We start from the raw sequence: 25,752 nt of genomic DNA, 5'->3' as shown, positions 1-25,752 counted from the left end.
CTGACCGGGCGCCCTTTCACGGTAGGGCGGCGAGGTACGGCGCGTGGCTGTTCTGGAACTCCCAGTTGTAGAACCTGTCCCAGTTGATCGACCACGTCATCAGCCCGCGCAGCGACGGGCTGGCGCCGCCGCGCAGGCTGTAGCCGCCGCAGTTCTGGCCCTTGACCAGGCAGTCCAGCGCCTGGTGAACGGCCGCGGGGGCGGTGTGGCCGTTCCCGGCGCTGACGGCGGCCGGCAGGCCGAAGGCGATCTGGTCCTCGCGCAGGCCCGGGAAGGTCTGGCCGGTGCTCGCGACCGGGAAGCCGGCCTTGACCATGTCGGTCATCGCGATGTGGAAGTCGGCGCCGCCCATGGTGTGGTACTGGTTGTCGAGGCCCATCACGGGTCCCGAGTTGTAGTCCTGGACGTGCAGAACGGTGAGCGCGTCGCGCAGGGCGTGGATCACCGGCAGGTAGGAGCCGGTCCGGTTGTCGCCGCTGCCACCGTTGCCGCCGTACGACTGGTAACCGACCTGGACGAAGAAGGTCTCGGGCGCCATCGTCAGCACGAACTTCGCGCCGTACCGGGCCTTGAGGGTCTTCAGCGCCGAGATCAGGTTCACCACGACCGGCGTGGTCGGGTTGCGGAAGTCCGTGTCGCCGGCGTTCAGGTAGAGCGAGTGGCCCTCGAAGTCGACGTCCAGGCCGTCCAGGCCCCAGCGGTCGATGATCGTGCCGACCGAGCTGACGAAGGCGTCGCGCGCGGCTGCCGTCGTCAGCTGGACCTGGCCGTTCTGGCCGCCGATCGAGAGCAGGACCTTCTTGCCGGCGGCCTGCTTGGCCTTGATCGCGGCCAGGAAGTCGGCGTCGCTCTCGACGTTCGGGCACTCGGCGACCGGGCAGCGGTTGAAGCGGATGTCGCCGGACGTCACCGACGTCGGCTCGCCGAAGGACAGGTTGACGATGTTCCACGCGGCCGGTACGTCGGCCATCCGGACGTAGCCCGAGCCGTTGGCGAAGCTCGCGTGCAGGTAGCCGATCAGCGCGTGCTTGGGCAGACCGGTGCTGGCGCAGCCTGCTGTCGTGGCGCTGGTTGCTGAGGTCTTGGCCGACTCCCCCTGGGCGTTGTACGCCGCTACCGAGTAGCTGTGGCTGGTGCACGCACTGAGCCCGTCGATCGTCGTACTGGTTCCGGTGACGGTCTTGACCACGCTGGCGCCTTCGTAGACGCGGTAGCCCGTCACCGTGCCGGTGGAGGCCGGCCAGGTGAGGCCGATCGAGCTGTTGGTGGTGCCGGTGACCGACGGGTTGCCGGGCACGCTGGGAGCGCCTTGGGTCGGCGGGTTGCCGCCGGGGCCGTCCAGGATCACATCGTCCGCCTGGTACGCCGGTTGGCCATACCAGCCGTGCAGGTAGATCTGCGCTGACGTCTGCGACGCCGTCGTGGTGAAGGAGACCGACAGCTGCGTGTAGCTGCCGGCCGACGGCGTCCAGGTGGAGGCGCCGCCGGTCACGCCCAGGTAGACGTAGGAGCCGCGGACCCAGGCCGACAGCGTGTACGCCGTACTGGGCTGTACGGCGACCGTCTGGCTGCACTGGGCGAAGTCGGAGCCGGTCACTCCGCCCTGCAAGGCGTGGCTGCCGGTGCGGACCGGGCTGGCGACCACCGAGCCACCGGAGCAGCTCCAACCGCTCAGCGAGCCGCTCTCGAAGCCGGGGTTGGTCAGGATGTTGGCGGCTTGCGCCGGGGACGCGACGGCGACAAGTCCGGTGAGGACGAGCAGCAACGCGGCCAGCAAGCGTGGTGGGCGCACAGGGACCTCCAGAGGCGGGTCCATTTAGTAGAGAGCTTTCAGAAGTAGGTCGTCAATGCGCCGCGACTGTCGGCTTACCGACGCTGTCCGGATGCCGACGCGTCACTGGCGGTTTCCCGTCAGAAGCCGCAGTCCAGGCATGGCCAGTACCCGCCGCAGCGCACGCACCGGCCGTCCACGCCCGGTGCCGGCAGGTACGGCGGCCGCCGGACGGGCTCGTCGGCCTGGTCGCGCGGCGGCTCGTGGTGGTCGTGGCTGTGCTCGGGGTGGTCGTGGTTGTGCTCGTGGGGCTGCTCGGTCCACCGCACCTCGGTACTGCCGTCCCGGCCGTGTCCGGCGAGCAACGCGTCCAGCCCGCCCGACCACACCGAGACAGCGGTCCCCTGCCCGCACCACCGCACGGCCACCACCCCATCCGCCCACAGCACCCCTTCCGCCACCGCACCACCACCGTCGGACCGCACCAGCCAGAAGGCCCGCGGCGGCCCCTGCTGTGTCATCACCCGTGTCATCCCCTGCCGGCCCACACCACCAAGTCTCACCACCGGCCACATGCCCCACCAGGTGTGATCTGTGGGCTCTCCAAACAGCCCACGGCCCCCAGCCGCCGCTGCCTGCCTGCGTGGGAGCCACTGCCCCACTTTCTGTCGGTAGGCCCTTGTAGCGTTCCAGACACGCACCGCAACCACCGGGCGTGAGCAGTGGGGGGAGGACCTGTGGCCGAGACAGCACTGGAACCGTTCGGCGTACAGCTGAGGAGGTGCCGCCAGGCAGCAGCCCTGAGCCTGCGCCAACTCGCAACCCGCGTCGGCTACGACCACAGCTACCTGTCCCAGGTGGAACGCGGCCGCCGCCCGGGCTCCGCCCATCTGGCTCGCCTGTGCGACCGGGAGCTGGCCGGTGCCGGCGCTCTGGCCCAGGCCTTCCAGCGGGACCGTCAGGCCCGCCCGCTCCCCGTAGTACAAGGTGGGCAGCTGCTGGAGGCCGTGCGGCACGGCGTGACGGAAGCGTTCGTGCGCTCGTCGGTGGGAGCCGAGTGGTCGACGACGACTGCGGACTACGCAAGCACCTTCAGCCTCACGCCGGCTGCGGACCTGCTGCCTGAGCTGACCGCCGACCTCGAGCTCCTGCACCGAACGGCCGGGTCCGAAGCGGCTGACCTCGCCGTACCAGCCGCCGAGCTCGCCGTACTGATCGCGCTGACGCTCTCGTCCTCGGGCAGGTCCCGCGCCGCCGAGCGCTGGTGGCGTACGGCCCGTGCGACCGCCGACAGCTCTGGCTCCGACTGGATCGCGAGTCAGGCAAGAAGCTGGCAGGTGATGAGCACGACCGACTCCGGCGGAGCCGGCCTGCTGGAGTTGGGAGTCGACGCACTCACTCTGGCCGAGCGGCCCCGGGACCAGGCTCGTGCTCTTGCTGCGCAGGCTCGGCTGCTGGCTGTGCTCGGTCGGCCTGAGGAGGCTCGGCTGGCGGTGCGCTTGCTGCCGGGCGGGATCGACAGCTCGGGCTCCGTGTTCGGCTGGGCGGCGCACGAGCCGTCGAGTGTGGAGAGCTTCGTGCACACCGTGCTGGGCGACACCGCCTCGGCGTACGTCTCGCTGGATCGGGCGCTGGGGTTGTGCCCGGCCGAGCTGCGCCGGGAGGAGGCTGAGCTTCGGCTGCTGCTGGCGGAGTGCCTGGTGCTCGACGGCGACGTCGCGACCGGCTTGGCGATGGCGATGCGGACTCTGGTCGAGCTGGAGGACCAGTGGCACAGCCCGAGCTTGTACGACGCGGGCGGCCGGGTGCTGGCCGCCGTACAGGGCAAGGAGCTGACCCGGCCGGCCGTGCGGGACTACCGGGAGCTCCTGCGGCGCCGGCCGTTCGGGGGTCGGAGTGTGGGCAGCGGGTCGAGCACTGGGGAAGGGCAGGGGTAGCGTGCCGAGAGTGACGACTGCAGACGGTGCGACGGTGATGACAGGCGCGTGGGACTTCGAGCTGGAGCTGCGGAGCGATCCGGCGAGTGCGGCGGCCCGGACGGCGGTGCTGGACAAGCCCGGCTTCGGCCAGGCGTTCACCGACCACATGGTGCTCGCGTCCTGGTCGCGGGAGCGCGGCTGGTTCGACCAGAAGGTGACGGCGTACGCACCGCTCAAGGTGAGCCCGGCGGCCGCCGTACTGCACTACGCGCAGGAGATCTTCGAAGGGCTGAAGGCGTACCGGCACGAGGACGGCTCGGTCTGGTCGTTCCGCCCGGAGCTCAACGCGGCCCGCTTCCGCCGGAGCGCCCAACGGCTCGCGCTGCCGGAGGTGGAGGAGCAGGACTTCATCGCAGCACTGCGGGCGCTGCTGACCGTCGACGAGGCCTGGGTGCCGGAGACGGGCAGCGGTGAGAGCAGCCTGTACCTGCGGCCCTACATGATCGCCACCGAGGCCGCACTGAGTGTCCGCCCGGCCAACGAGGTGCTGTTCGGCGTGATCGCCTCACCGGCCGGCGCGTACTTCGAGACCGGTCCGAAGCCGGTGTCGATCTGGCTGACCACGTCGTCGATCCGGGCCACTCCCGGCGGCACGGGCGCGGCCAAGTGCGGCGGGAACTACGCCGCCAGCCTGGCCGCCCTGGCCGAAGCGGTCGCCAACGGCTGCGACCAGGTCGCCTTCGTCGACGCGGTCGAGCGCCGCTGGCTGGAGGAGATCGGCAGCATGAACCTGTTCTTCGTGCACGCCGACGGCTCGATCGTCACCCCCGAGCTGTCCGGCTCGATCCTCGAGGGCGTCACCCGCACGTCGGTGATCGACCTGGCCCGCGACCTCGGCCACACCGTCGTCGAGCGCCGTGTCTCCGCCGACGAGTGGCGCGACGGGGTCCGTTCCGGCGACATCACCGAGGTCTTCGCCTCCGGCACCGCCGCCGTCATCACCCCCATCGGCCGCCTCGCCTGGCCCGACGACGAGGTCCTGATCGGCGACCACACGGTCAACCACGGCGTCGGCCCGATCACCGCCACCCTCCGCAAGACCCTGCTCAACCTCCAGTACGGCCGAATCCCCGACGACCACGGCTGGCTGACGCGCCTGGTCTGAGGCCGCGCCGGGGCCCGGCGGACGCAGCCAGAACCGGCCACGCACAGATCCGGGGGACCACGCACGCCTCACGGGGACTCCGGGACAGGTCCCGGGACCACGTGCACCTCGCGTGGACCACGCACGCGTTCCGGGGGATCACACCCGCGCTCCGGGGACCTCGGACAACAACTGGGGACCGAGGACAGGCTATTTCTTGTTCACGCTCCCGGGTGGGTGTGCAAGGTCCCGGCCGGTGGACCAGCGGAGCTGCAGCACTCAGCAAGTGGGGTTGCGGAGTGGAGCTCTCGCCTGGGCGGGCGAGCGGTGAGTGGGTTGTGACGGGTTGGTGAGTGCTGCATGTCCCCTGGGGCGGTTAGGTTGGCTGTATGGCGGAGTCCTCGGCGGGGTCTACGGGTGCGGCGAAGAAGAAGGCTGCCAAGAGCAAGTCTCCGGCGATCGAGCTCGAGGTCGGGGAGCGGATCGTGCGGATCTCCAACCCGGACCGGGTGTACTTCCCGGCGCGGGGCGAGACCAAGCTCGACCTGGTGAAGTACTACCTGTCGGTCGGGGACGGGATCGTGCGCGCGCTGCGGGAGCGGCCGTGCATGCTGCACCGGTTCCCCGACGGGGTGGCGGGCGACAAGGTGCACCAGAAGCGGCTGCCGAACGGGGCGCCGGACTGGATGGAGACCGTGCGGGTGAAGTTCCCGCGCTACAACCGGACCGCCGACGAGCTGTGCGTCACCGAGGTCGCGCACGTGGCGTGGGCGGTGCAGATGTCGACGGTCGAGTTCCACCCGTGGAACAGCCGGCGGGCCGACACCGAGAAGCCCGACGAGTGGCGGATCGACCTCGACCCGATGCCGGACTGCCCCTTCGATCGCGTACGCCGGGTCGCGCACGTGACGAAGGAAGTGCTCGACGAGCTGGGCGCGGTGGGCTACCCGAAGACCTCGGGCGGTTCGGGCCTGCACGTGTACGTCCGGATCAAGCCCGAGCACGGCTTCACCGACGTACGGCGGGCCGCGCTCGCGTTCGCGCGCGAGGTCGAGCGACGGGCGCCCGAGGACGTCACCACGACCTGGTGGCGCAAGGACCGGGATCCGAAGAAGCTGTTCGTGGACTTCAACCAGAACGCACGGGACCACACGATCGCGGCGGCGTACTCGGTGCGCGGCAACCCCGAGGGCACGGTGTCGGCGCCGATCCGGTGGGACGAGGTCGACGACGTCGAGCCGCGCGAGTTCACCATCGCGACCGTGCCCGCCCGCTTCGCCGAGCTGGGCGACCTGCACGAGAAGATCGACGACGATCCGTACACGCTGGACACGCTGCTGGAGTGGGCAGATCGCGACGAGCGGGAAGGCGCGGAGGAACCACCGCCGCCGGAGGAGTAGGCCGGGCCGGAGTCAGCCTCCATTCACTCGCCCCGGCTCAGCTGCCCGCGAACCCGTGGTGCAGCAGGTCGGTGAGTAGCTCGATCGCTTCCTCGTCCGGGATCGTCCGGCCGTCGGCGGCGTTCACCACCAGCCACTGGTAGGCGAACCCCTCCAGCAGCGCGTTCATCGCCGAGATGTGCGGCGTCGGGTCCGCCGGCGCGTCGGGCAGGTGCGAGAAGTGCTCGACCATGTGCGCCCGGTCGTCGTTCATGATCTGCTGCAGCCGCAGGCCGACCGCCGGGTCCACCATCGCGGCCTGCTTGAGCGCGACCATCTCCGGCAGGTGCGCCTGGTAGAACCGCCAGAACGTCGCGACGTGCCACCGGATCGACGACCGCTCGCTGAAGTCCGCCGAGTGGGTCGCGTCCCCGAGCACCGCCTCGTCCGCGGTCGCCAGCATGTCGGTGAGCAGCGACTCGAGCAGTTCTTCCTTGCTCGCGAAGTGGTTGTAGAACGAGCCGGTCGCCCGCCCGGCCGCGGCGGTGACGTCGGTGATCTTGGTGTTCAGGTACCCGCGCTCGGCGAACACCTGCCGCGCGGCCTGCTTCAGCGCGGCCTCGGTCCCGGCCGCCTTCTCCTGGCGGCTCCCGGTCTGCACCACGACCACCTCCTTGACAGCGAAGCCTAGCGACGCGCAAACTGAATTCAGATTCAGTGAATCATAATTCAGTGAAACGGAGAAGCACATGACCGTATTGATCGCCGGCGCCGGCCCGACCGGGCTGACCCTGGCCATCGACCTGGCCCGCCGCGGGATCGCCGTCCGGCTGGTCGACCAGGCAGCGTCGTACTTCGAGGGATCGCGCGGCGACGGACTCCAGCCGCGCACGCTGGAGGTGTTCGAGGACCTCGGCGTGCTCGACGAGGTGCAGGCCCAGGGCATCCCGGTCCCGGCGATGAAGGTCGTGATCGACGGCACCTTCGTCCAGGAACGCAGGATGGCTCCGATCGTCGAGCCGACGCCGGACGCGCCGTACCCGAACGCGCTGATGCTCGGCCAGTCCAGGACCGAGGCGATCCTGCGCGCCAAGCTTTCCGAGTACGGCGTACAGGTGGAGCCCGGCACCGGGCTGACCACCTTCGCCCAGGACGCCGACGGCGTCACCGCCCAGCTGTCCACCGGCGAGACGCTGACCGTCGACTACCTGGTCGGCGCCGACGGCGGCCGCAGCACGGTCCGCCGGACGCTCGGCATCCCGTTCGTCGGCACCACCGACGACTCGATCCGGATGCTGCTCGGCGACGTCGCGGCCGACGGGCTCGACCACGACTCCGGGTACTGGTTCGCCCGCGGCACCGACCCGATGACCGGCGTGATCATGACGCCGCTGTCCGGCGGCGACCAGTTCCAGTTCGGTACGCCGCTCGACGACGACCACGTCGACCCGACGCTGGAGATCCTGCAGGAGCTGGTCGACCGCTTCGCCGGTCCCGGGGTCGCGAAGCTGCGCGACCTGACCTGGTCGACGATCTGGCGCCCGAACATCCGGCTGGCCGGGCGGTTCCGCGACGGCCGTGTGTTCCTGGCCGGCGACGCGGCCCACGTGCACCCGCCGACCGGCGGCCAGGGCCTGAACACCGGCGTGCAGGACGCGTACAACCTCGGCTGGAAACTTGCCAGCGGCAACGAGGAGCGGCTGGCGTCGTACGAGCCGGAGCGCCGGACGAACGCGGAACGGGTGCTCGGGATCAGCACCGGACTGATGAAGAAGTACCAGGACGGTGACGAGCGCGCCCACGAACGCGGCCGGGACACCCAGCAGCTCGACATCACCTACCGCGACCTCGACGACCCGGCAGTGCTGGCCGTCGGCGACCGGGCTCCGGACTCGCCGCTCGTCGACGCCCAAGGTAACAGGACGCGGCTCTTCGAGCTCTTCACCGGTCCGCACGAGACCCTGCTCCGCTTCAGCCCTGATGCCCCTGGCAACCACCCCCACACCGTCGACATCGCCCACTCCCCGACCGCCAACGCCTACGCCTCACCGGAAGCCTTCACCTACTACGCCGCGAACGACGGTGACGAGCTGCTGATCCGCCCGGACGGCTACATCGGACAGGTCCTACGATGATCCAGTGCATTTCACCGAGTACCACACGCGGCTCGCGGCGTACGCGCTGATCGTCGACGACGCCGAGCAGGTCCTGCTCACCTGGTACAACGGCAGCGGCCGGGGCGAGGCCTGCTGGAGTCTCCCCGGCGGCGGTGTCGAGTACGACGAAACCGTCGAGGAAGCCGTCGTCCGCGAGGTCCTCGAAGAGACCGGGTACCAGGTGGTCCTGCACGAGCCGTTGGCCGTGCACTCGTTCACCGCAGGCGCCGAGCCGGACCGGCCCTTGCCGTTCAAGTCGCTCCGGGTCGTCTACCGGGCCTCGATCGTCGGCGGGAGCCTCGGCACGCTCGAAGTCGGCGGTACGACGGACTACGCGGAGTGGTCCGCTCCGGACACGATCGAAGGGCCGCGCGCCGACATCGTCGACGTCGCCCTCGCCGCCTGGCGCGGTCAGCGCGCCCGGTAGCGCCGCATCGCGTGGTGCAGCGTCTGGTTGACGACGCCGGGGAGCGTCAACTCCCACTCCCCCAGCGTCTCGACCACGTCGCCGCCGGTCCCGAGCTTCCACCGCAGCAGCCCGAACTCGCGCCGCTCCGGATCGAGGCAGTCCGAGATCCCCCGCATGTCGTAGTACGCCGCACCGTGTTTGAACGCATCCTGCATCATCCGCCACTGCAACGCATGGCTCGGCCGCACGTCGCGCCGATGGCTCGCGGACGCGCCCGTCTGGTACCAGACCCGGCGCCCGACCACGTTCATCGTGTGCGCCGCCAGCACTTCCCCCTCGTACGACGCCAAGTACAACCGCATCCGCCCGCCGGCCTCGGCGTTCAGCGCCCGGTACTGACGCTGGTAGTAGCCCAGCGATCGCCCGAGCCGGAAGCCGTTGCGCTGCTCGGTTGTCTGCAGCAACTGGTAGAACGTCGGCAGATCACCCTCGTCGCCGATCCGGGTCTCGATCCCGGAACGCACCGATTTCTTGAGGTTTCGCTGCCACTCGCTGTTCATCGAGGTGAGCACGTCGTCCAGCGAGCGCAGCGGGACCTGGAAGACGAACCGCGGCTGAGCATCTCCGCCGTCGTCGCACCGGCTCCAGCCCAGCGAGCGCAACCGGTCACCCACCGACGACCCGACCGGCTCGACCAGATCGGGCAGCACGTCCCCGATCCGCAGCGACGGACCGGCCGCCGCCTTCAACGTCGACGCCCTCCACCTGCGCAACGCGGGCGGCGGCCCAACCCGTACGGCGAACGCGCCCGCCGCGACGAGGTGCTCGACCAGCGGCGCGAGCCACCGCTCCAGCGACGGGTCGATCCAGTCGATGTCCGGACCCTCCGGCAGGTAGGCGAAGTAGCGCTTCAGCCCGGGCACGGAGCGGTAGAGCACGAGCGCCGTACCGACGATCTCGTGGTCCGCGTCGCGCCAGGCGAGCAGCTCCGGTCGCCAATCGGGCTTGACCTGCGCCCACGACGGGTTCTGCAGAAAGCTCCGGCCGCCGTACAGCTCAGCGGCGGCCAGGTACGTCACCGAGTCGACAGCTCCCACTGTCAGCCGGGCTTGGCGAGTCGGACTCAGAGTTGTGGCCAGCACAACGCACCTCCGGGTCGGTCTGGTCGGCATCCCTTGTAGACAAAGACGTCAAGACCCACGAAAACGTTCTGGTCGCCTTTGATCTCTTCGACGCCGTGGACCAACCGGAGTGTCACAGCTCAACTGAGCCGGGTGATCCGATCCTGGATCCTGAACTGCAACCCGTCGGCCGCGGCCAGGTAGACGTCCTGGTCGAGCAGGTTGCCGTCGAGCCGGAGCAGCCCGCGCGGACTGCTCCAGAACTGCCCGCTGCCCATCGCCGCGACGTCCGCGATCGCGACCGAGCCGGCGACCTCGCCGAGCCGGGCCAGGAAGTGGATCGCTTCGTAGCAGGACTCCCCGACCGCGTTCAGAGCCGGAGCCCAGGCTCCGAACCGCGCGTAGTAGTCGCGGGCGAACTCGCTGCTCTCGACCGTCGCCATGCCGTCGAAGTACGCCGCGGCGGCGTACAGGCCGTGGTTCGCGGCGGCACCGGCGCCGAGCAGCGTGTTCTCCTCGACGGCGGGACTCAGCCGGACCAGCCGCTCGCTCAGTCCGGCGCGCGCGAACTGGCGACTGAAGTGGACGGCGTCCTGTCCCATCAGCAGCATGATCACGCCGTCGGCCGTACTGCGGGCGATCTCACGCAGCACGGGACCGAAGTCCGTCGTTCCGAGCGGGACGTACGACGTACCGATGACCTCGGATCCTGAACCCAGCAAGGCAGACGTCGCCACTTCCCCGGTCACGCGTGGATAGACGTAATCGTTGCCGACCACCACCCATCGCCGGACGCCGTGCTGGTCGCGCAACCAATGGGCCGCGGGCAACAACTGGTTGACCGGCCGTTCACCGAGCATGAACACGCCCGGGGTGTCGTCGCGGCCCTCGTGCATCGCCGCGAACGCGTAGACGACGCGGCCGCCGATCCGCTGCGTCAGCGCGACGCGGACAGCGGAGATGTGCCAGCCGGCGACGGCGTCGACCCGGCCGGTGTCGACCAGCCGCCCGACCTCCTCGGCGACGACTGCAGGCGCACGGCCGGCGTCCACGTGAACCAGCTCTACAGGGCGGCCGGCAATCCCGTTGCGCGCGTTGAGCTGCTCGACCGCGAGCTGACCGCAGGCCAGGCAGGACGGGCCGTAGATCCCGGTCGGCCCTTGCCGCGGCACGACGAAGGCGATCGAGATCACCTCCGCGGGCCCTGGCATGCCGACCAGTGTGGGCCAACCGCGACCGGATCTTCGAGCGCTGAGCTATATTCGCCGCACCGTGAGACGGCGTACACGACCCCGGGGAGGATCATGGCGGCCAGTCTGCTGCTCCTGCTCAAGCAGGCCGAGCGCCGGATCGAGCTCGGGCTGCTGCCGGAGCTGGACGAGTTCGAGCTGACGATCGAGCAGTGGCGGGTGATGTCCGCGCTGCACGAGGAGCCGGGCCTGCCGATGACGACGCTCGCCGAGACCGCCGTGCTGCCGCCCGCGAGCCTGACCCGGTACGTCGACAAGCTGGTCGAGCGCGGGCTGGTGCTGCGCCGGATCCACCCCTCCGACAAGCGGCGGATCGTGACGGCGCTGTCGCCGGTCGGAGCGACCGTGGCTCTTCGTCTGCGCGCCGCCGAGCGCCGGGTCGAGTGCGCGCTGGACGTCGGCGACTTACTTCCAGATGGAAATACAAGAACGTAGCGGTTGCGTCATCTGCCGGTAACAGACGGTTCCTAGGTTCCTTCCATTCGGGTGCATCGACTGCACCACCCGCCTGAAGGTGCCCGCCAGGAGTTCGTGATGACCGTTGAACCCTCGCTCGACCAGCGCACTGAGCCACCCGCCCCCAGTACGGCGACCCGCGAGACGCTCGAGGACTACACGCTGCGGTTCGCGCCGCGCAGCTACCGCAAGTGGTCGACCGGCGTGGTCGGTGTCTCCGCGCTCGGCGGCATCGCCTACCTGGCCGACTTCGCGATCGGCGCGAACATCGGCATCTCGTACGGCACGACGAACGCGCTGTGGGGGATCGCGATCTTCGCCGTGGTGATCTTCGCGACCGGCCTGCCGCTGGCGTACTACGCGGCGCGCTACAACGTCGACCTCGACCTGATCACCCGCGGCAGCGGCTTCGGGTACTACGGGTCGGTGGTGACGAACGTGATCTTCGCGTCGTTCACGTTCATCTTCTTCGCCCTCGAGGGCTCGATCATGGCCCAGGGCCTGGAACTCGGGCTGGGCGTGCCGCTGTGGCTCGGGTACGCCGTGTCGACGCTGGTGATCTTCCCGCTGGTCATCTACGGGATGAAGGTCTTGTCCACGCTGCAGGTCTGGACGACGCCGCTGTGGCTGGTGCTGATGGTGCTGCCGTTCGTCTACCTCGTGGTCTCGCACCCGGAGTCGGTGTCGTCGTTCTTCGACTACCAGGGCGAGAACGGGCAGGGCGCGACGGACGTCGGCTCGATGCTGCTCGCCGCCGGAGTCTGCCTGTCGCTGATCGCGCAGATCGCGGAGCAGGTCGACTACCTGCGGTTCATGCCGCCGAAGACGCCGGAGAACTCGCGCCGCTGGTGGTCCGCGATGCTGCTGGCCGGGCCGGGCTGGGTGATCTTCGGCGCGCTGAAGCAGGCGATCGGGCTGTTCCTCGCCGTCTACCTGATCGCGAACGTCGCCGACGGCGCCGCGGTCGCGAACGAGCCCGTGCACCAGTTCCTGGAGATCTACAACGGATTCCTGCCCGGTTGGCTGGCGATGACGCTGGCCGTCGTCCTGGTCGTGATCAGCCAGATCAAGATCAACGTCACCAACGCGTACTCCGGCTCGCTCGCCTGGACGAACTCGTACACGCGACTGACCCGGCACTACCCCGGCCGGCTGGTCTTCCTCGGCCTCAACCTGGTGATCGCGCTGGTGCTGATGGAGGCGAACATGTTCGACTTCCTCAACACCATTCTCGGCTTCTACGCCAACTGCGGCATCGCCTGGATCGTGGTCGTTGCCTCCGACATCGTCTTCAACAAGTACCTGCTGAAGCTGTCGCCGCTGCGGCCGGAGTTCCGCCGGGGCATGCTGTACGCCGTCAACCCGGTCGGGTTCGTCTCGATGACGGTCGCCGCGGGGATCTCGATCCTGGTCTTCTTCGGCGGTCTCGGGCCGGCGATCAAGCCGTACTCGCCGCTGGTCGCGATCGGGCTGGCGCTCGTGCTGCCGCCGCTGCTGGCGCTGGCGACGAAGGGCAAGTACTACCTGCGTCGTACCGACGACGGCATCGATCTCCCGATGCTCGACGAGCACGGCAACCCGTCGGGCGTCGTACTGACCTGTCATGTCTGCCGGCAGGACTACGAACGGCCCGACATGGCTGCCTGTGTGACGCACGACGCGTACGTGTGCTCGTTGTGCCTGAGCACCGACAAGGTCGCCGATCACGTCCTGCCCGCTTCATGAGCTTCACCCCCAGCGAGGTCGAGAAGTTGCTGCTGTCGGTCGCGGGCTTGGTCGCCCGCGACCGGCTGTCCCGAGGTGTTCCGCTCAACCATCCCGAGGCCGTGGCACTGCTCAGCACCTGGGTGATCGAACGGGCCCGCGAGGGGGCGCTGGTCGCCGACCTGATGGAGAGCGGCCGCACGGTGCTGTCCCGCTCCGACGTGATGGATGGGGTCGCTGACCTTCTCCACGACGTACAGGTCGAGGCGACGTTTCCGGACGGCCGCAAGCTCGTCACCATCCACCACCCGATCATCTGAGGAGCTGTCCATGTCAGCTGAAGGCCCTGGTGCCGTTCGGGTTGCTCCCGGCACCATCGAACTGAACGCCGACCGTACGCCGTCCGAACGGCTGCGGCTGGTAGTCCTCAACACCGGCGATCGTCCCGTGCAGATCGGCTCGCACCTGCACCTGCCCAATGCGAACTCGGCGCTCGCCTTCGACCGGGAGGCGGCCGCGGGGTTCCGGCTCGACATCCCCGCCGGCACGTCGCAGCGGTTCGAGCCGGGTGCTTCCCGCGAGGTCGCCGCGGTCGCCCTGCGCGGGCGGCGCGTCGTACCGGGTCTGCAGGTCAAGCATGGTTGAGATCTCGCGGACCGCGTACGCCGCCTTGTACGGGCCGACGGTCGGGGACCAGGTGCGGCTGGCCGACACCGATCTGTGGGTGGAGGTCGAGCGGGATCTGACGGTCGGCGGCGAGGAAGTCGTGTTCGGCGGCGGGAAGTCGATCCGCGAGTCGATGGGTCAGGGGACCACGACCCGCGCCGAGGGTGCGCCCGACACCGTGATCACCAACGTGCTGGTGATCGACTGGTGGGGGATCGTCCGCGCGGACGTCGGCCTCCGGGACGGGAAGATCGTTGCCCTCGGCAAAGCCGGGAACCCGGACATCGCCGACGGGATCCACCCCGATCTGCGGATCGGACCGTCGACCGACGTGATCGCCGGTGAAGGGCGGATTCTCACCGCCGGAGGGATCGACTCGCACGTCCACCTGCTCTCGCCGTCGCAGCTCCACGAGGCGAGCGCGTCGGGCATCACCACGATCGTCGGCGGCGGCACCGGCCCGAGCGAGGGCTCGAAGGCGACCACTGTCACTCCTGGCGCTTGGCATCTTCAGCAGTTGCATCGCGCGCTCGACGACTTCCCTTTGAACGTACTGCTGCTCGGCAAAGGAAACACCGTCAGCGTTGCAGGCCTGGCCGAACAGGCACTGGCCGGCGCTGCCGGTTACAAGGTCCACGAGGACTGGGGATCGACACCTGCCGCGATCGACGCCGCGCTGCGGGCCGCCGACGACTGGGGTCTCCAGGTCGCCCTGCACGCGGACTCGCTGAACGAGGCCGGCTTCGTCGAGTCGACGCTCGCGGCGATCGACGGCCGGTCGATCCACGCGTTCCACGTCGAGGGCGCCGGCGGCGGGCACGCGCCCGACATCCTCTCCATCGCCGCGCACCCGCACGTCATCCCCGGTTCGACCAACCCGACGCTTCCGCACACCGTCAACACCGTCGCCGAGCACCTCGACATGCTGATGGTCTGCCACCACCTCAATCCCGAGGTCCCCGAGGACCTCGCCTTCGCCGAGTCCCGGATCCGCGCCACCACGATCGCCGCCGAAGACGTCCTGCACGACCTCGGCGCGCTGTCGATCACCTCGTCGGACGCCCAGGCGATGGGCCGCATCGGCGAGGTGATCACGAGGACCTGGCAGGTGGCCCACGTGATGAAGGCCCGCCGAGGACGGCTGGACCTCGGTGGTCCCCCGGACCTCGGTGGTCCCCCGGACCTCGGCTCCGACGATCCGACGGGCCGCGCCGGCACGCCGGGCCGCGCCGGCACGCCGGCGATCGGCTCGCTCGCCGACAACGATCGCGTCCGCCGGTACGTCGCCAAGTACACGATCAACCCGGCGGTTGCTCACGGCATCGACTACCTGGTGGGGTCGGTGGAGCCGGGGAAGCTGGCCGATCTGGCGTTGTGGGAGCCGGCGTTCTTCGGCGTCCGGCCCGCGCTGGTGATCAAGGGCGGCACGATCGCCTGGGCCGCGCTCGGGGATCCGAACGCCTCGATCCCGACGCCGCAGCCGGTGCTGATGCGGCCCGCGTTCGGGGACGCGATCGGCGCGCGGACGTCGTACACGTTCGTCGCTCCGGCCGCGCTCGAGGACGGCCTGGCCGAGCGCCTCGAACTGCGGCGTGAGCTGCTCGCGGTCCGTCCGACGCGTGACGTCGGGAAGGCGCAGATGAAGAACAACGACGCCCTGCCGTCGATCGAGATCGACCCGGAGACGTTCGCGATCGAGGTCGACGGCGACCTGATCGAGCCCGCGCCGGCCGACCGCCTGCCACTCGCCCAGCTCTACCAGCTGTTCTGATGGGCTCCCCCGAGCTGGTCGCGATGATGCTCGCCGACGCGCGGCTGCCGACCGGCGGTCACACGCAGTCCGCCGGCCTCGAACCAGCGGTCCGCGCCGGACTGGGTGCCGATGGCAACAAACTGGAGGAGATCGAGCAGTATGCGCGTGACCGTCTCCGCACGGTCACCCGCGTGGAGGCGGGGACGGCGGTGGTTGCTCGTCAGCTGCTGGAGGAGCTTGAAACTCTGGAGTGCGCCTGGGCGGCACGCGTTCCCAGCCAGGTACTCCGGGAAGTCTCACGCCGGCAGGGCCGTGCTTACCTGCGACTGGCCGGCAGGGTCTGGCCGCGCGTCCTGCTTCATCTGCGGGCTGATGCCGAAGTTCCCCGTCCGATCGTCGTCGGCGTGGTTGCCGCGATCAACGGACTGTCCGCCGCGCAGACCGCCCGACTGATCGCGTACGACGACGCTCAGGCGGTTGTCGCGGCGTCGCTCAAGCTGCTTCCGGTCGATCCCGCCGAGGCGGCCTGCTGGTTGACCGCGCTCCATCCCGACATCGAGGACCTGGTCGCCGACGTGGCCGACCTGACCCGCGCGACCGACGTACCGGCGTACGGCGCTCCGCTGGTCGACGTGTTCGCGCAGAACCACTCCATCGAGAGAATGAGGTTGTTCCATGCCTGAGTCCAGCAGGTCGTTCCGGCTCGGTGTCGCGGGGCCGGTCGGTACCGGGAAGAGCTCGCTGATCGCCACCGTCTGCCGCGAGCTCGCGTCCGAGCTGCGGCTCGGCGTGATCACCAACGACATCTACACCGACGAGGACGCGCGGCTGCTGCGCTCGGCCGGCGTACTGGACGCCGAGCGGATCCGCGCGGTCGAGACCGGCGCCTGCCCGCACACCGCGATCCGCGACGACGTCACGCCGAACCTGATCGCCGTCGAGGACCTCGAACGCGACTTCGCCCCGCTCGACGTCGTCCTGGTCGAGTCCGGCGGTGACAACCTGACCGCGACGTTCTCCCCCGCCCTGGTCGACGCGCAGATCTTCGTGCTCGACGTCGCGGGCGGTGGGGACGTGGCGCGCAAGGGTGGGCCGGGGATCGCGCGTGCTGATCTGCTGGTGGTGAACAAGACCGACCTGGCGCCGTACGTCGGGGTGGACGTTCCGCGGATGGTCGCCGACGCCGAGGCCGCGCGCTCCGGGAAGCCGGTGCTCGCTCTGTCGCGGACGGATCCCGAGTCGGTCGCGGCGCTGAAGCGCTGGGTGCTGGAGATGACCGCGATCGTGCGCGGGGGTGCGCACGTGCCGGTCGATCCGGGACCGATGGCGCCGCACTCCCACGTCGGCGAGGACGGCGAGATCCTCACCCACGTGCACAGCGCGGGCACGGGCACGGGCACGAGCGCGGATCTGCATGCTCACTCGCATTGAGGTCGTCGCCGATCCGGTGCGAGCTCGGTGCGTCCTGCGGACCGGCGACCTCTCGCCGCGGCGACTGCCCGCGCCGGACGGCGTGGTGCGAGTCGCGCTCGTTGCCGCGGGCGCGTTGTTGCTTGCTGGGGACAACGTGCGGATCGAGGTGGTGGTCGAGGGCGACCTCCGGCTGGAGATCGTGGAGACCGCCGGGACGGTCGCGTACGCGATGCGGGGTGGAGCAGCTCGGTGGGACGTGGACATCACGCTGACCGAAGGTGCCGAGCTGACGTGGCACGGCGAGCCGTTCGTGGTGGCCGAGGGCGCCGATGTCGGGCGCTCGACCTCGATCGCGCTGGGCGACGGGTGCCGGGCAACACTGCGGGAGTCCCTGGTCCTCGGCCGTCACGGCGAGGCCGGCGGCCGGCTCCGGACCAGAACAAGGGCGATGCTCCTGGCGAGCGAACTACTGGTCGAGGATCTGGACTTGTCGCCCGGCGTACGGTCCGGCTGGGCGGTGCTCGGCGACGCCCGGTGTCTGGACAGCATCACCACGCTCGGATACCGCCTGCCGGACGACGGACAGACTCTTCAGCTCGAAGGCCCCGGCTCGATCGCGCGTCGCCTGGTGGTCGAGCAGCACACCAGCGACCTCGGCGCCCTAGGATCTGGGGATGCGCTCACTCGACCCGGCTGCCGCCCGTGACCGTGCTGTCGAGCTGGCCGCGCGGCCCGAGCGCGCGATCCTCGGCATCACCGGAGCGCCCGCGGCCGGCAAGTCGACGTACGCCGAGCGCCTGGTCGCGGAGCTGGGCGCGGACGGGTTCACGGTCGTGCTGGTGCCGATGGACGGGTACCACCTCGCGCAGTCCGCGTTGGAGACCCTCGGGCTGGCGGACGTGAAGGGAGCGCCGCACACGTTCGACGCGGGTGGGTTCGTCGCGCTGCTCCGGCGCCTCAGGCAACGCGACGGCACGGTATGGGCGCCGCGGTTCGACCGCGAGCTGGAGGACTCGATTGCCGCCAGCATCGGGGTCGGTCCCGAGGTCGACCTGGTCGTGACCGAAGGCAACTACCTGCTGCTCGACCAGGAGCCCTGGGCAACAGGCCGGTCGTTGCTCGACGAGGTCTGGTATGTCGAGCTGTCCGAGGACGTTCGCCACGCCCGCCTGGAAGCCCGTCACCGCCGGTTCGGCCGCTCCCCCGAGGAAGCCCACGACCGCACGTACGGCTCCGACGAACGCAACGCCCACCTGATCGCGTCCACCAAACCCGCGGCAGACGCCGTACTCCACCTCAGCTAGCTGCAGGTCCGTTCGATGAAGCCGGCGACGCCGTCGAGGTAGAGCTGGAGGCCGAAGTCGAAGTCGGCGTCCTCGACCTCGTCGAACTCGATCTCGAGGTCGAACACACCCGCGTCGAGCACCTTCGCCACCGCCGGGAACTGCTGGCGGTCGACCACCTTCGCCAGGATCTCGCCGTACCGGCTGAACGCGTCGGGATTGTCGGCGTAGCCCGAGGCCAGGTCCATCGACAGGCGGATCTGGCCGTGCACGTAGGTCAGCAGGCCCATCACCACGCCGACCTTGCCCTCCTCGCTGAGCCCGGTGCTCTCCAGCGCGCCGAGCGCCGAGTCGAACCAGGCCAGGTTGTTCGGCCCGGCCGGCGGGCCGGAGACCGGGACCTGCGCGTACCAGCGGTGGGTGCGCAGCACGGTCAGCACGTTGTCGGCCCAGAACGTCAGCGCGGTCCGCCAGTCGATGCCCTCCGGCATCGGTGACGGGCGCTCGAGCGCGGCGTCCGACATCAGCGTCAGTAGCTCGTCCTTGCTCTTCACGTGCCGGTAGAGCGCCATCGTGGAGTTGCCCAGCCGTTCGGCCACCCGGGCCATCGACACCGCCGCCAGGCCCTCGGCGTCCGCGAGCGCGATCGCCGCCTGGGTGATGTCGTCGATCGACAGCGACGCCTTCGGCCCGCGCCGGGTCACCTCCCGCAGGCCCCACAGCAGCGTCACGTCCGCCGGCAACTCGTTCATCTCCACCGCCTCAGTCTAGAAATCTGTACTGCGTACCTGCTACGCTATTTAGCGTACCCAATACGCAGTAGGGAGAACCCATGATCGTCGAGGCCACCGGCCTGACCAAGTCGTATGGCGGCACCGAGGTGCTGACCGGGGTCGACCTGACCGTCCGCGAGGGCGAGGTGGTCGCCCTGCTCGGCCCGAACGGCGCCGGCAAGACCACCACCGTGCGGATCCTGACCACGCTGACCCGCCCGAGCGCGGGCACCGCCACCATCGCCGGGTACGACGTCGTCCGCGCGGCGACCAAGGTCCGCGGCGTGATCAGCCTGACCGGCCAGTACGCCGCCGTCGACGACAACCAGACCGGCCGCGAGAACCTCGTCATGGTCGGCCGGCTGATGCACCTCGGCCGCGGCCCGGCCCGGCAGCGCACGCTCGAGCTGCTCGAACGCTTCGGCCTCACCGACGCGATGGACCGCCGGGTGAAGACCTACTCCGGTGGGATGCGCCGCCGCCTCGACCTGGCGATGAGCCTGATCGGCCGGCCGCGGGTGATCTTCCTCGACGAGCCGACCACCGGGCTCGACCCGGCCAGCCGGCTGACGATGTGGGAGGCGATCGGCGAGCTCGTCCGCGACGGGACGACGATCCTGCTGACCACCCAGTACCTCGAGGAGGCCGACCGCCTGGCCGACCGGATCGTGCTGCTCGACCGTGGCCGGATCACCGCGGAGGGGACGGCGGACGCGCTGAAGAGCCAGATCGGCGGCGAGCGGATCGAGCTGTACTTCACCGACGCGGTCGACGCGCAGAAGACCGCCCAGGCCGTCAACGGCGTCGCGGACGGCGTACTGGTGAACCTTCCGTCGGACGGGACGGCGGCGCACCTGCACGCCGTACTGGACGAGTTGCGAGTGCAAGGCCTGCAGCCGGCCCGGGTCTCGTCGCACCGGCCGACGCTCGACGACGTCTTCCTCACTCTGACCGCCAAGGAGAACGCATGAGCCACGAGGGGTTCGGGGCTGCTGTCAGCGACACCGTGACGATGATCGACCGGAGCGTCAGGCTGAGCAGGCGCAACGTGGACACGTTGTTCGTGTCGATCCTGCTGCCGTTGCTGATGATGATGCTGTTCGTCTACGTGTTCGGCGGCGCGATCGAGACGGGGACCGAGTACATCAACTACGTCGTACCGGGCATCCTGCTGCTGACCACCGGGTACGGCGCGTCGAACACCGCGATGGCGGTCGCCGACGACATGACCAAGGGCATGATCGACCGGCTCCGGTCGTTGCCGGTGCGCAGCTTCGCCGTCCTCACCGGGCACGTCACCGCCAGCGTCGCGCGGAACGCGGCCTCGACCGCGATCGTGCTGCTCGCCGCGCTGGCGATGGGTTTTCGCCCGAACGCGTCGGTGGGCGAGTGGTTCGGCGCGATCGGGCTGCTGGCGCTGTACGTGATCGCGCTCTCCTGGCTCGCGGCCGGGCTCGGCGTGATCGCGAAGACGGTCGAGTCGGCGAGCACGCTGAGCTTCTTCATGCTGTTCCTGCCGTACCTGAGCAGCGCGTTCGTGCAGCCCGAGACGATGCCGGGCTGGCTGCGGCCGATCAGCGAGCACCAGCCGATCACGCCGGTGATCGAGACCGTGCGCAGCTTCCTGACCGGTACGCCGCTGGGCAGCAGCGGGTGGATCGCGCTCGCTTGGTGCAGCGGCCTGCTGGTCTTCTCGGTGACTTTCGCGTCCGTGCTCTACCGGCGCCGCAGCAACGCCTGAAAAAACGAATGCCCCGATCGTGATCGGGGCACTCGCCCGTGCGGGTCCCGGGGGGAGTGGGACCTCCACACGTGGGGGGGACTACGAATCTATCGCCTCCGAAGGGTCAGCCCAGAATCGAGACGGCGATTCTCGAAACACAGTCCGCTGAGCGGTCGATCGGTGCGCCCAACGGTCGCCATTTTCCTTGACAACGATTGACCTTCCGACCGGCCGAAAGTTTCTGCCGCGGTCTTGTCGATCCGGGCGGCTCTGATCCGACGTACCAGTAAGAGCGAGAAGCCGAGGGAGAGGGTCAGCATGAACGAGAACAGCGCCAACCAGATGATCGTCACCATGCTGGCCGAGGGGAACCCGGTCTGGTACGTCGCGGCGATGGTGAACATGCGCAGTCACGACGTGTACCTGATCGGCCAGGCGGCCGGGTATCCGGACCAGGCGAAGCTGCGGCGAACTGTCTGGGCCGAGAAGAACCGGGCTCGCGCCGCCGCGTGAGGCGGGTGGGGGCGGTGCACCCGGGGCAGGGACCGGATGCACCGCCGGCTGTCATGCCGTCTTCAGCAGGGACTCCATCCACCGGGTGACCGTCGGTAGCATCAGGCTGCCCGAGTGCGCGGCGCCCTCGACCACGTCGAAGGTGACGTTCAGGCCGTGGGTGCGGAAGTTGCGCTCCAGGGTGCGCAGGCGCTCGATGCGGGTGCTGCCGGTCTTCTCGACGCCGTCCATCCAGTTGGACTCGCCGGGGTTGTTGATCTCCCAGGTCTCGACGTCCTCGGAGCCGACGACCATCTGGATCGGGACCCGGCGCAGCGCGTCGAAGTCGATCGTCTGGCCGAACTTCTGCTCGAAGCCCTTCGTCCCCAGCCACCACTCCAGCGTGTCGTCGAGCTGCGTGATCCGCCCGGGCGCGCCGATCGACGCGGCGGCCAGCCGGTCGGGATGCAGGTAGAGGAACCGGTGGGTGAACTGCCCGCCGCCGGAGAAGCCGTGCAGGTAGAACTTGTCCGCCGCGACCGGGAACCGCTCGGCGACCTCGTCGACGATCGACAGCAGCATGTGGTCGAACCGGATGCCGTGGTACTCGATGAACTTGAAGTTGTGCAGGTCGTTCGGGTCGATCAGGCCGGCCGGGAAGATCGGCGTCAGGATCACCACGCCGTGCTCGTCGGCGAACGGCTGCAGGTGGTCGCGGTACTTGGCCGCGGTCCGCGCGGTCCCGTGCTGCACGACCAGCAGCGGCGCCTTGTCGTCGTCCCGCAGCTGCTGGGGCACGTACAGCAGGTAGTGCAGCCGGGGATCGACCTGTGAGGCGAAGATCGGGATCGAACCGCGCTGGTAGAACGTCGCGGTCGGGGCGACCCTTTGGGTGTCGGTCATGAGCGTCCTTCGGTGAGTGCGAATGCCGCGCGCAGCTCGGCCACGCGTTCCGGCTGCCAGCCGGGTCCGGGGGCGGAGGAGAGCAGCATCTGGGTGTAGGGGTGGCGGGGCCGGCGGAGCAGCTCGGCGGTGGTGTTCTGCTCGACGTCGTCGCCGCGGTACATCACCAGGATGTGGTCGGTGACCTCACCGACCACGGCGAGGTCGTGGCTGACGAAGACCAGCGCGATCCCGAGCGCGTCCCGGAGGTCGTTGAGCAGGGCAAGGATCCTGGCCTGCACCGAGACGTCGAGCGCGGAGACCGCCTCGTCCAGCACCAGGACCTTCGGCCGTACGGCGAGCGCCCGCGCGATCGCGACCCGTTGCCGCTGGCCACCACTGAGCTCGTGCGGCCGGGACGCCACCAGCTTGCTCGCCAGGCCGACCTGGTCGAGCAGCTGCCCGACCTCGGCGGCCGCGGCCGACTTGTCCAGGTCCGGGCGGTGCCGGTTCAGGACGTCGCGCAGGCAGGACTCGACGCTGAGCCTGCGGTCGAGCGAGGTGTAGGGATCCTGGAACACCATCTGGATCTCCCGGGCCCGGCGCAGCCGGGCTGCCTTGCCGCGCTCGGACCGGCTCGTCTCCCGGCCGTCGACCGTGACCGTGCCCTGGTCGGGGCTGGACAGGCCGACGAGCATCCGGGCGACGGTGGTCTTGCCGGAGCCGGACTCGCCGACGACGCCGAGCGATCCGCCGGCCTCGACCGCGAAGCTGATGTCGCGCGCGGCCACCACCGGCGCCTGGCCGCGCTTGCCGTGGAAGGTCTTGCACAGCTTCTCGACCGTCAGCACCGTCATTGCGCCACCACCTCGTCCTGCGCCGGGGATTGCTCGGGCAGCGTCGGTACGGCGTCCGACAGCTGCCGCGTGTACTCGTTGGCCGGGTTCTCGAAGATCGTCGCCCCGGGCTGGTGGTCGACGATCAGCCCTTCCCGCATCACGTACACGCGGTCGCAGTACGCCGCCGCCAGGTGCAGGTCGTGGGTGATGAACAGGACCCCGAGATCGCGCTCGCCGCGCAACCGCTTGAGCAGGGCAAGCACTTCGGCCTGCGTCGTCACGTCGAGCGCGCTCGTTGCCTCGTCCGCGAGCAGCAGCTTCGGGTCGATGCTCAGCGCGGCCGCGATCACGACGCGCTGCAGCATCCCGCCCGACAGTTGGTGCGGGTACTTCTTCAGCAGGCTCTCCGGATCTCGCAGTCCCACGTGCTCGAACAGCGTGAGCAGCTTGGACCGCGCGGCCTTCTTGTTCAGCCCGTGCACCTGGACCAGCCGTTCGGTCGCCGAGTCGCCGATCCGCCGCACCGGGTTGAGCGCCGTACGGGGTGCCTGGAAGATCATCGCCGCGTCGTTGGCGCGGATCCGTTGCACGGTCGCGTCGTCGGCGGACAGCACGTCCACTCCCCCGACGCTGACCCGGCCGCCGGCCTGGGCCTCGTCCGGGAACAGCCGCAGCGCGGCACGAGCCGTGGTCGACTTGCCCGAACCGGACTCGCCGACCAGCCCGACCGTCTCACCGGTCGCGACCTGCAGCGAGATCCCGCGCAGGATCTCGACCGTCGGGACGCGCAGCGTCAGGTCCTCGATCTCGAGCAGCATGCTCATTTCCTCACCGCCAGCTTGTCGGACAGCCGGACGCCGACGACGTTGGTCGCGACCACCACGATCGCGATCGTCAGACCGGGGATCAGCGCCGGGCCGACGATGCCCTGGATGACACCGGTCCGGCCCTCCTGCACCATCAGGCCCCACTCCGAGCTCGGCGGCTGCGAGCCGAAGCCGAGGAAGTTCAGCGACGCCAGACTCATCAGGCCCTCGCCGAACAGCACGACCAGGTAGCCGACGAGCGTGGGCATCAGGTTGGGCAGCAGGTACCTGGCGCACAGGACGGCCCCGCCGACTCCCTGCAGGCGGTACGCGTCGACGTACGGGCGAGCCATCTCCTCGAGCGCGATCGACCGGGTGAACTTCGCGATCGCCGGCGCGTAGGCCAGCGCCATCCCGAGCACCGAGGTCAGCTGACCGCGGTCGAACACGGCGATCACCAGGACGACGAACAGCAGCCCCGGGAACGCGAACATCACGTCGGTCACCCGGCTCAGCGCCGTGTCGACCCAGCCGCCCTTCCAGGCCGCGGTGATGCCGATCAGTACGCCGAGCACGGTCGCGACCGCGAGCAGCGCGATCGCGCCGAGCAGGCTCGGCCGGGCCCCGTGGATGATCCGCGACAGGATGTCGCGGCCCAACTGGTCGGTGCCGAGCCAGTGCGTCGCGTTCGGCGGCTCCCAGAGCGCGCCGAAGTCGGTCTGGGACGGGTCGAACGGCGACACGACCGGCGCGAAGACCGCGGCGATCACGGCCAGCGCCAGCACGGCGGCGCTCAGGTAGAACGGCCACTCCTGGCGACGGCGGGCCGTCGTCGCGGTCAGGACGGGCGCGGACAGATCAACGGTCATGAGACGCTCCTGGCCAGGACCCTTGCGTCGAGCAACGGATAGATCAGGTCGACGATCACGGTGACGGCCATGTAGGCGATCACCATGTAGAGCAGAATCGCCTGCACCACCGGGAAGTCGTGGGTGTTGATCGCCTCCACCAGCAGGCTGCCGATCCCGTTCAGCCCGAAGACTCCCTCGACCACGACCGTGCCGGCCAGCATGCCGGCCAGGATCAGCCCGCACATCGTCACGATCGGGCCGAGGGAGTTCCTGAGGACGTGCCGCAGTACGGTCTTCCGGGACTGAAGACCGTAGCTGCGGGCCGCCTCGACGTGGTCGAGACTCTGCTGCTCGACCATCGTCTGCCGGGTGACCCGGCTGACCACCGCGATCGCGCCGAGCGCGAGCGCGATGGCCGGCAGAGTGAGGTGGTGGATCCGGCCGAGGAACCCCTCGCCCGGACCCGACACCGAGAACCAGCGCAGCTTCACCGCGAACACCGAGATCAGCACCACCGCGACGACGAAGTTGGGGATCGAGGTCGCGAACGTGGTGACGCCCGTGATGAGCGAGTCGACCGCGGTGCCCTTGCGCAGCGCGGAGAGCACCCCGAGCGCGACACCGATCACGATGAACAGCACCCCGGCGTACGCGACCAGGGACAGCGTCACCGGCAGCCGGCTGCCGAGCAGGTCGGTGACCGGCTGCTGGTAGATGAACGACGACCCGAAGTCCCCGTGCAGCAGGTCCTTGGCCCAGATCAGGTACTGCTGCAGGAACGACTGGTCCAGGTGGTACTCGGCCCGCACCGCGGCGATCCGCTCCGGTGTCATGTTCTCCGGGTTGCCGATCAGGAACGCGACCGGGTCACCGGGCGCCGCGTACATCCCGGCGAAGATCACGAACGAGCTGATCACCAGGGTGAGCACCATCGCGCCGAGGCGCCGCAGTGCGACCATCGG

Annotated in this window: 28 protein-coding genes; 17 read left to right on the top strand and 11 right to left on the bottom strand. The window is 69.6% G+C overall.

From position 1 onward, the window contains the following. Positions 1-16 precede the first annotated feature (16 nt). On the bottom strand, positions 17-1,792 hold the full coding sequence (locus ACLQ2O_RS15930; RefSeq protein ID WP_425831879.1) for a chitinase: 1,776 nt from the start codon (positions 1,790-1,792) through the stop codon (positions 17-19). 119 nt (positions 1,793-1,911) lie between these two features. Further along, a complete protein-coding gene (locus tag ACLQ2O_RS15925) occupies positions 1,912-2,295 on the bottom strand; it encodes a hypothetical protein (protein ID WP_425831877.1) in 384 nt (127 codons plus the stop codon). 213 nt (positions 2,296-2,508) lie between these two features. On the opposite strand from ACLQ2O_RS15925, the gene ACLQ2O_RS15920 reads away from it, so the two are divergent. The 3 genes from ACLQ2O_RS15920 (at position 2,509) to ligD (ending at position 6,234) form a co-directional block, all read left to right on the top strand. After that, positions 2,509-3,708 carry a helix-turn-helix domain-containing protein gene (locus ACLQ2O_RS15920; RefSeq protein ID WP_425831875.1) on the top strand — a complete coding sequence of 400 codons (1,200 nt, stop codon included), beginning with the start codon at positions 2,509-2,511 and terminating at the stop codon, positions 3,706-3,708. A 37-nt stretch (positions 3,709-3,745) separates the two neighbouring features. After that, positions 3,746-4,855: a branched-chain amino acid aminotransferase gene (locus ACLQ2O_RS15915; RefSeq protein WP_425832626.1), complete on the top strand. Its 1,110-nt coding sequence runs from the start codon at positions 3,746-3,748 to the stop codon at positions 4,853-4,855. A gap of 368 nt (positions 4,856-5,223) precedes the next feature. Continuing rightward, a complete protein-coding gene (gene ligD / locus ACLQ2O_RS15910) occupies positions 5,224-6,234 on the top strand; it encodes a non-homologous end-joining DNA ligase (RefSeq protein WP_425831873.1) in 1,011 nt (336 codons plus the stop codon). A 37-nt stretch (positions 6,235-6,271) separates the two neighbouring features. On the opposite strand, the gene ACLQ2O_RS15905 is transcribed toward ligD, so the two are convergent. After that, positions 6,272-6,877: a TetR/AcrR family transcriptional regulator gene (locus tag ACLQ2O_RS15905; RefSeq protein WP_425831871.1), complete on the bottom strand. Its 606-nt coding sequence runs from the start codon at positions 6,875-6,877 to the stop codon at positions 6,272-6,274. A gap of 85 nt (positions 6,878-6,962) precedes the next feature. On the opposite strand from ACLQ2O_RS15905, the gene ACLQ2O_RS15900 reads away from it, so the two are divergent. Beyond that, entirely contained in the window at positions 6,963-8,348 is a 1,386-nt protein-coding gene (locus tag ACLQ2O_RS15900; RefSeq protein WP_425831869.1) for an FAD-dependent monooxygenase, read from the top strand. Positions 8,349-8,352: 4 nt separating this feature from the next. Next, positions 8,353-8,796 carry an NUDIX hydrolase gene (locus ACLQ2O_RS15895; protein ID WP_425831867.1) on the top strand — a complete coding sequence of 148 codons (444 nt, stop codon included), beginning with the start codon at positions 8,353-8,355 and terminating at the stop codon, positions 8,794-8,796. On the opposite strand, the gene ACLQ2O_RS15890 is transcribed toward ACLQ2O_RS15895, so the two are convergent. Next, a complete protein-coding gene (locus ACLQ2O_RS15890; RefSeq protein WP_425831865.1) occupies positions 8,781-9,920 on the bottom strand; it encodes a lipid II:glycine glycyltransferase FemX in 1,140 nt (379 codons plus the stop codon). The two genes, ACLQ2O_RS15895 and ACLQ2O_RS15890, sit on opposite strands and share 16 nt — an antisense overlap. Positions 9,921-10,039: 119 nt before the next feature. Then, the gene (locus ACLQ2O_RS15885) at positions 10,040-11,110 is read right to left on the bottom strand and encodes a substrate-binding domain-containing protein (RefSeq protein ID WP_425831863.1); all 1,071 of its coding nucleotides are present in this window, start codon (positions 11,108-11,110) and stop codon (positions 10,040-10,042) included. Positions 11,111-11,203: 93 nt separating this feature from the next. Here ACLQ2O_RS15885 and ACLQ2O_RS15880 point away from each other — a divergent pair, with 93 nt between their 5' ends. The 9 genes from ACLQ2O_RS15880 to ACLQ2O_RS15840 all read left to right on the top strand — a co-directional run bounded on the left by ACLQ2O_RS15880 (position 11,204) and on the right by ACLQ2O_RS15840 (position 18,445). Continuing rightward, positions 11,204-11,584, top strand: a complete 381-nt coding sequence (locus ACLQ2O_RS15880) for a MarR family winged helix-turn-helix transcriptional regulator (RefSeq protein ID WP_425831861.1) — start codon at positions 11,204-11,206, stop codon at positions 11,582-11,584. A gap of 99 nt (positions 11,585-11,683) precedes the next feature. Then, positions 11,684-13,330, top strand: a complete 1,647-nt coding sequence (locus ACLQ2O_RS15875; RefSeq protein ID WP_425831859.1) for a purine-cytosine permease family protein — start codon at positions 11,684-11,686, stop codon at positions 13,328-13,330. Beyond that, positions 13,327-13,629 (top strand): urease subunit gamma, encoded by a 303-nt coding sequence (locus ACLQ2O_RS15870; protein ID WP_425831857.1) that lies wholly within the window; start codon positions 13,327-13,329, stop codon positions 13,627-13,629. Before ACLQ2O_RS15875 ends, ACLQ2O_RS15870 begins: the two co-directional genes overlap by 4 nt. A 10-nt stretch (positions 13,630-13,639) precedes the next feature. After that, on the top strand, positions 13,640-13,954 hold the full coding sequence (ureB, locus tag ACLQ2O_RS15865; protein WP_425831855.1) for an urease subunit beta: 315 nt from the start codon (positions 13,640-13,642) through the stop codon (positions 13,952-13,954). After that, on the top strand, positions 13,947-15,746 hold the full coding sequence (locus ACLQ2O_RS15860) for an urease subunit alpha (RefSeq protein ID WP_425831853.1): 1,800 nt from the start codon (positions 13,947-13,949) through the stop codon (positions 15,744-15,746). Before ureB ends, ACLQ2O_RS15860 begins: the two co-directional genes overlap by 8 nt. Next, positions 15,746-16,411, top strand: a complete 666-nt coding sequence (locus tag ACLQ2O_RS15855) for an urease accessory protein UreF (RefSeq protein WP_425831851.1) — start codon at positions 15,746-15,748, stop codon at positions 16,409-16,411. Before ACLQ2O_RS15860 ends, ACLQ2O_RS15855 begins: the two co-directional genes overlap by 1 nt. Beyond that, a complete protein-coding gene (gene ureG, locus ACLQ2O_RS15850) occupies positions 16,404-17,159 on the top strand; it encodes an urease accessory protein UreG (protein WP_425831849.1) in 756 nt (251 codons plus the stop codon). Before ACLQ2O_RS15855 ends, ureG begins: the two co-directional genes overlap by 8 nt. Next, positions 17,143-17,847 carry an urease accessory protein UreD gene (locus ACLQ2O_RS15845; RefSeq protein ID WP_425831847.1) on the top strand — a complete coding sequence of 235 codons (705 nt, stop codon included), beginning with the start codon at positions 17,143-17,145 and terminating at the stop codon, positions 17,845-17,847. Before ureG ends, ACLQ2O_RS15845 begins: the two co-directional genes overlap by 17 nt. Then, entirely contained in the window at positions 17,816-18,445 is a 630-nt protein-coding gene (locus ACLQ2O_RS15840; RefSeq protein ID WP_425831845.1) for a nucleoside/nucleotide kinase family protein, read from the top strand. The genes ACLQ2O_RS15845 and ACLQ2O_RS15840 overlap by 32 nt, the downstream gene beginning before the upstream one ends. On the opposite strand, the gene ACLQ2O_RS15835 is transcribed toward ACLQ2O_RS15840, so the two are convergent. After that, positions 18,442-19,176 (bottom strand): TetR/AcrR family transcriptional regulator, encoded by a 735-nt coding sequence (locus ACLQ2O_RS15835; RefSeq protein ID WP_425832624.1) that lies wholly within the window; start codon positions 19,174-19,176, stop codon positions 18,442-18,444. The genes ACLQ2O_RS15840 and ACLQ2O_RS15835 overlap by 4 nt on opposite strands. A gap of 80 nt (positions 19,177-19,256) precedes the next feature. Here ACLQ2O_RS15835 and ACLQ2O_RS15830 point away from each other — a divergent pair, with 80 nt between their 5' ends. From ACLQ2O_RS15830 to ACLQ2O_RS15820, 3 genes are all read left to right on the top strand, one after another. Beyond that, positions 19,257-20,168, top strand: coding sequence for an ATP-binding cassette domain-containing protein (locus ACLQ2O_RS15830; RefSeq protein ID WP_425831843.1), 912 nt, complete (start codon positions 19,257-19,259; stop codon positions 20,166-20,168). Then, positions 20,165-20,938: an ABC transporter permease gene (locus ACLQ2O_RS15825; RefSeq protein WP_425831841.1), complete on the top strand. Its 774-nt coding sequence runs from the start codon at positions 20,165-20,167 to the stop codon at positions 20,936-20,938. Before ACLQ2O_RS15830 ends, ACLQ2O_RS15825 begins: the two co-directional genes overlap by 4 nt. Before the next feature lie 300 nt (positions 20,939-21,238). Then, positions 21,239-21,433 (top strand): hypothetical protein, encoded by a 195-nt coding sequence (locus ACLQ2O_RS15820; RefSeq protein ID WP_425831839.1) that lies wholly within the window; start codon positions 21,239-21,241, stop codon positions 21,431-21,433. 51 nt (positions 21,434-21,484) lie between these two features. Here ACLQ2O_RS15820 and ACLQ2O_RS15815 read toward each other — a convergent pair whose 3' ends face one another. From ACLQ2O_RS15815 to ACLQ2O_RS15795, 5 genes are read right to left on the bottom strand one after another with little or no spacing between them, the layout of a single operon-like run. Next, positions 21,485-22,315: an alpha/beta hydrolase gene (locus tag ACLQ2O_RS15815; protein ID WP_425831837.1), complete on the bottom strand. Its 831-nt coding sequence runs from the start codon at positions 22,313-22,315 to the stop codon at positions 21,485-21,487. Then, positions 22,312-23,151, bottom strand: coding sequence for an ABC transporter ATP-binding protein (locus ACLQ2O_RS15810; protein WP_425831835.1), 840 nt, complete (start codon positions 23,149-23,151; stop codon positions 22,312-22,314). Before ACLQ2O_RS15810 ends, ACLQ2O_RS15815 begins: the two co-directional genes overlap by 4 nt. Next, positions 23,148-23,957 carry an ABC transporter ATP-binding protein gene (locus ACLQ2O_RS15805; RefSeq protein ID WP_425831833.1) on the bottom strand — a complete coding sequence of 270 codons (810 nt, stop codon included), beginning with the start codon at positions 23,955-23,957 and terminating at the stop codon, positions 23,148-23,150. Before ACLQ2O_RS15805 ends, ACLQ2O_RS15810 begins: the two co-directional genes overlap by 4 nt. Then, the gene (locus tag ACLQ2O_RS15800) at positions 23,954-24,808 is read right to left on the bottom strand and encodes an ABC transporter permease (protein ID WP_425831831.1); all 855 of its coding nucleotides are present in this window, start codon (positions 24,806-24,808) and stop codon (positions 23,954-23,956) included. Before ACLQ2O_RS15800 ends, ACLQ2O_RS15805 begins: the two co-directional genes overlap by 4 nt. After that, complete coding sequence (locus ACLQ2O_RS15795; RefSeq protein WP_425831829.1) at positions 24,805-25,749, bottom strand: ABC transporter permease; 945 nt, start codon at positions 25,747-25,749, stop codon at positions 24,805-24,807. The genes ACLQ2O_RS15800 and ACLQ2O_RS15795 overlap by 4 nt, the downstream gene beginning before the upstream one ends. Positions 25,750-25,752: the final 3 nt, after the last annotated feature.

The sequence above is a fragment of the Kribbella sp. DT2 genome (assembly GCF_049844575.1).
GTDB lineage: Bacteria > Actinomycetota > Actinomycetes > Propionibacteriales > Kribbellaceae > Kribbella.
Note: the sequence above shows the minus strand (reverse complement) of the source record. Positions and strands in the feature narration are given on the sequence as shown.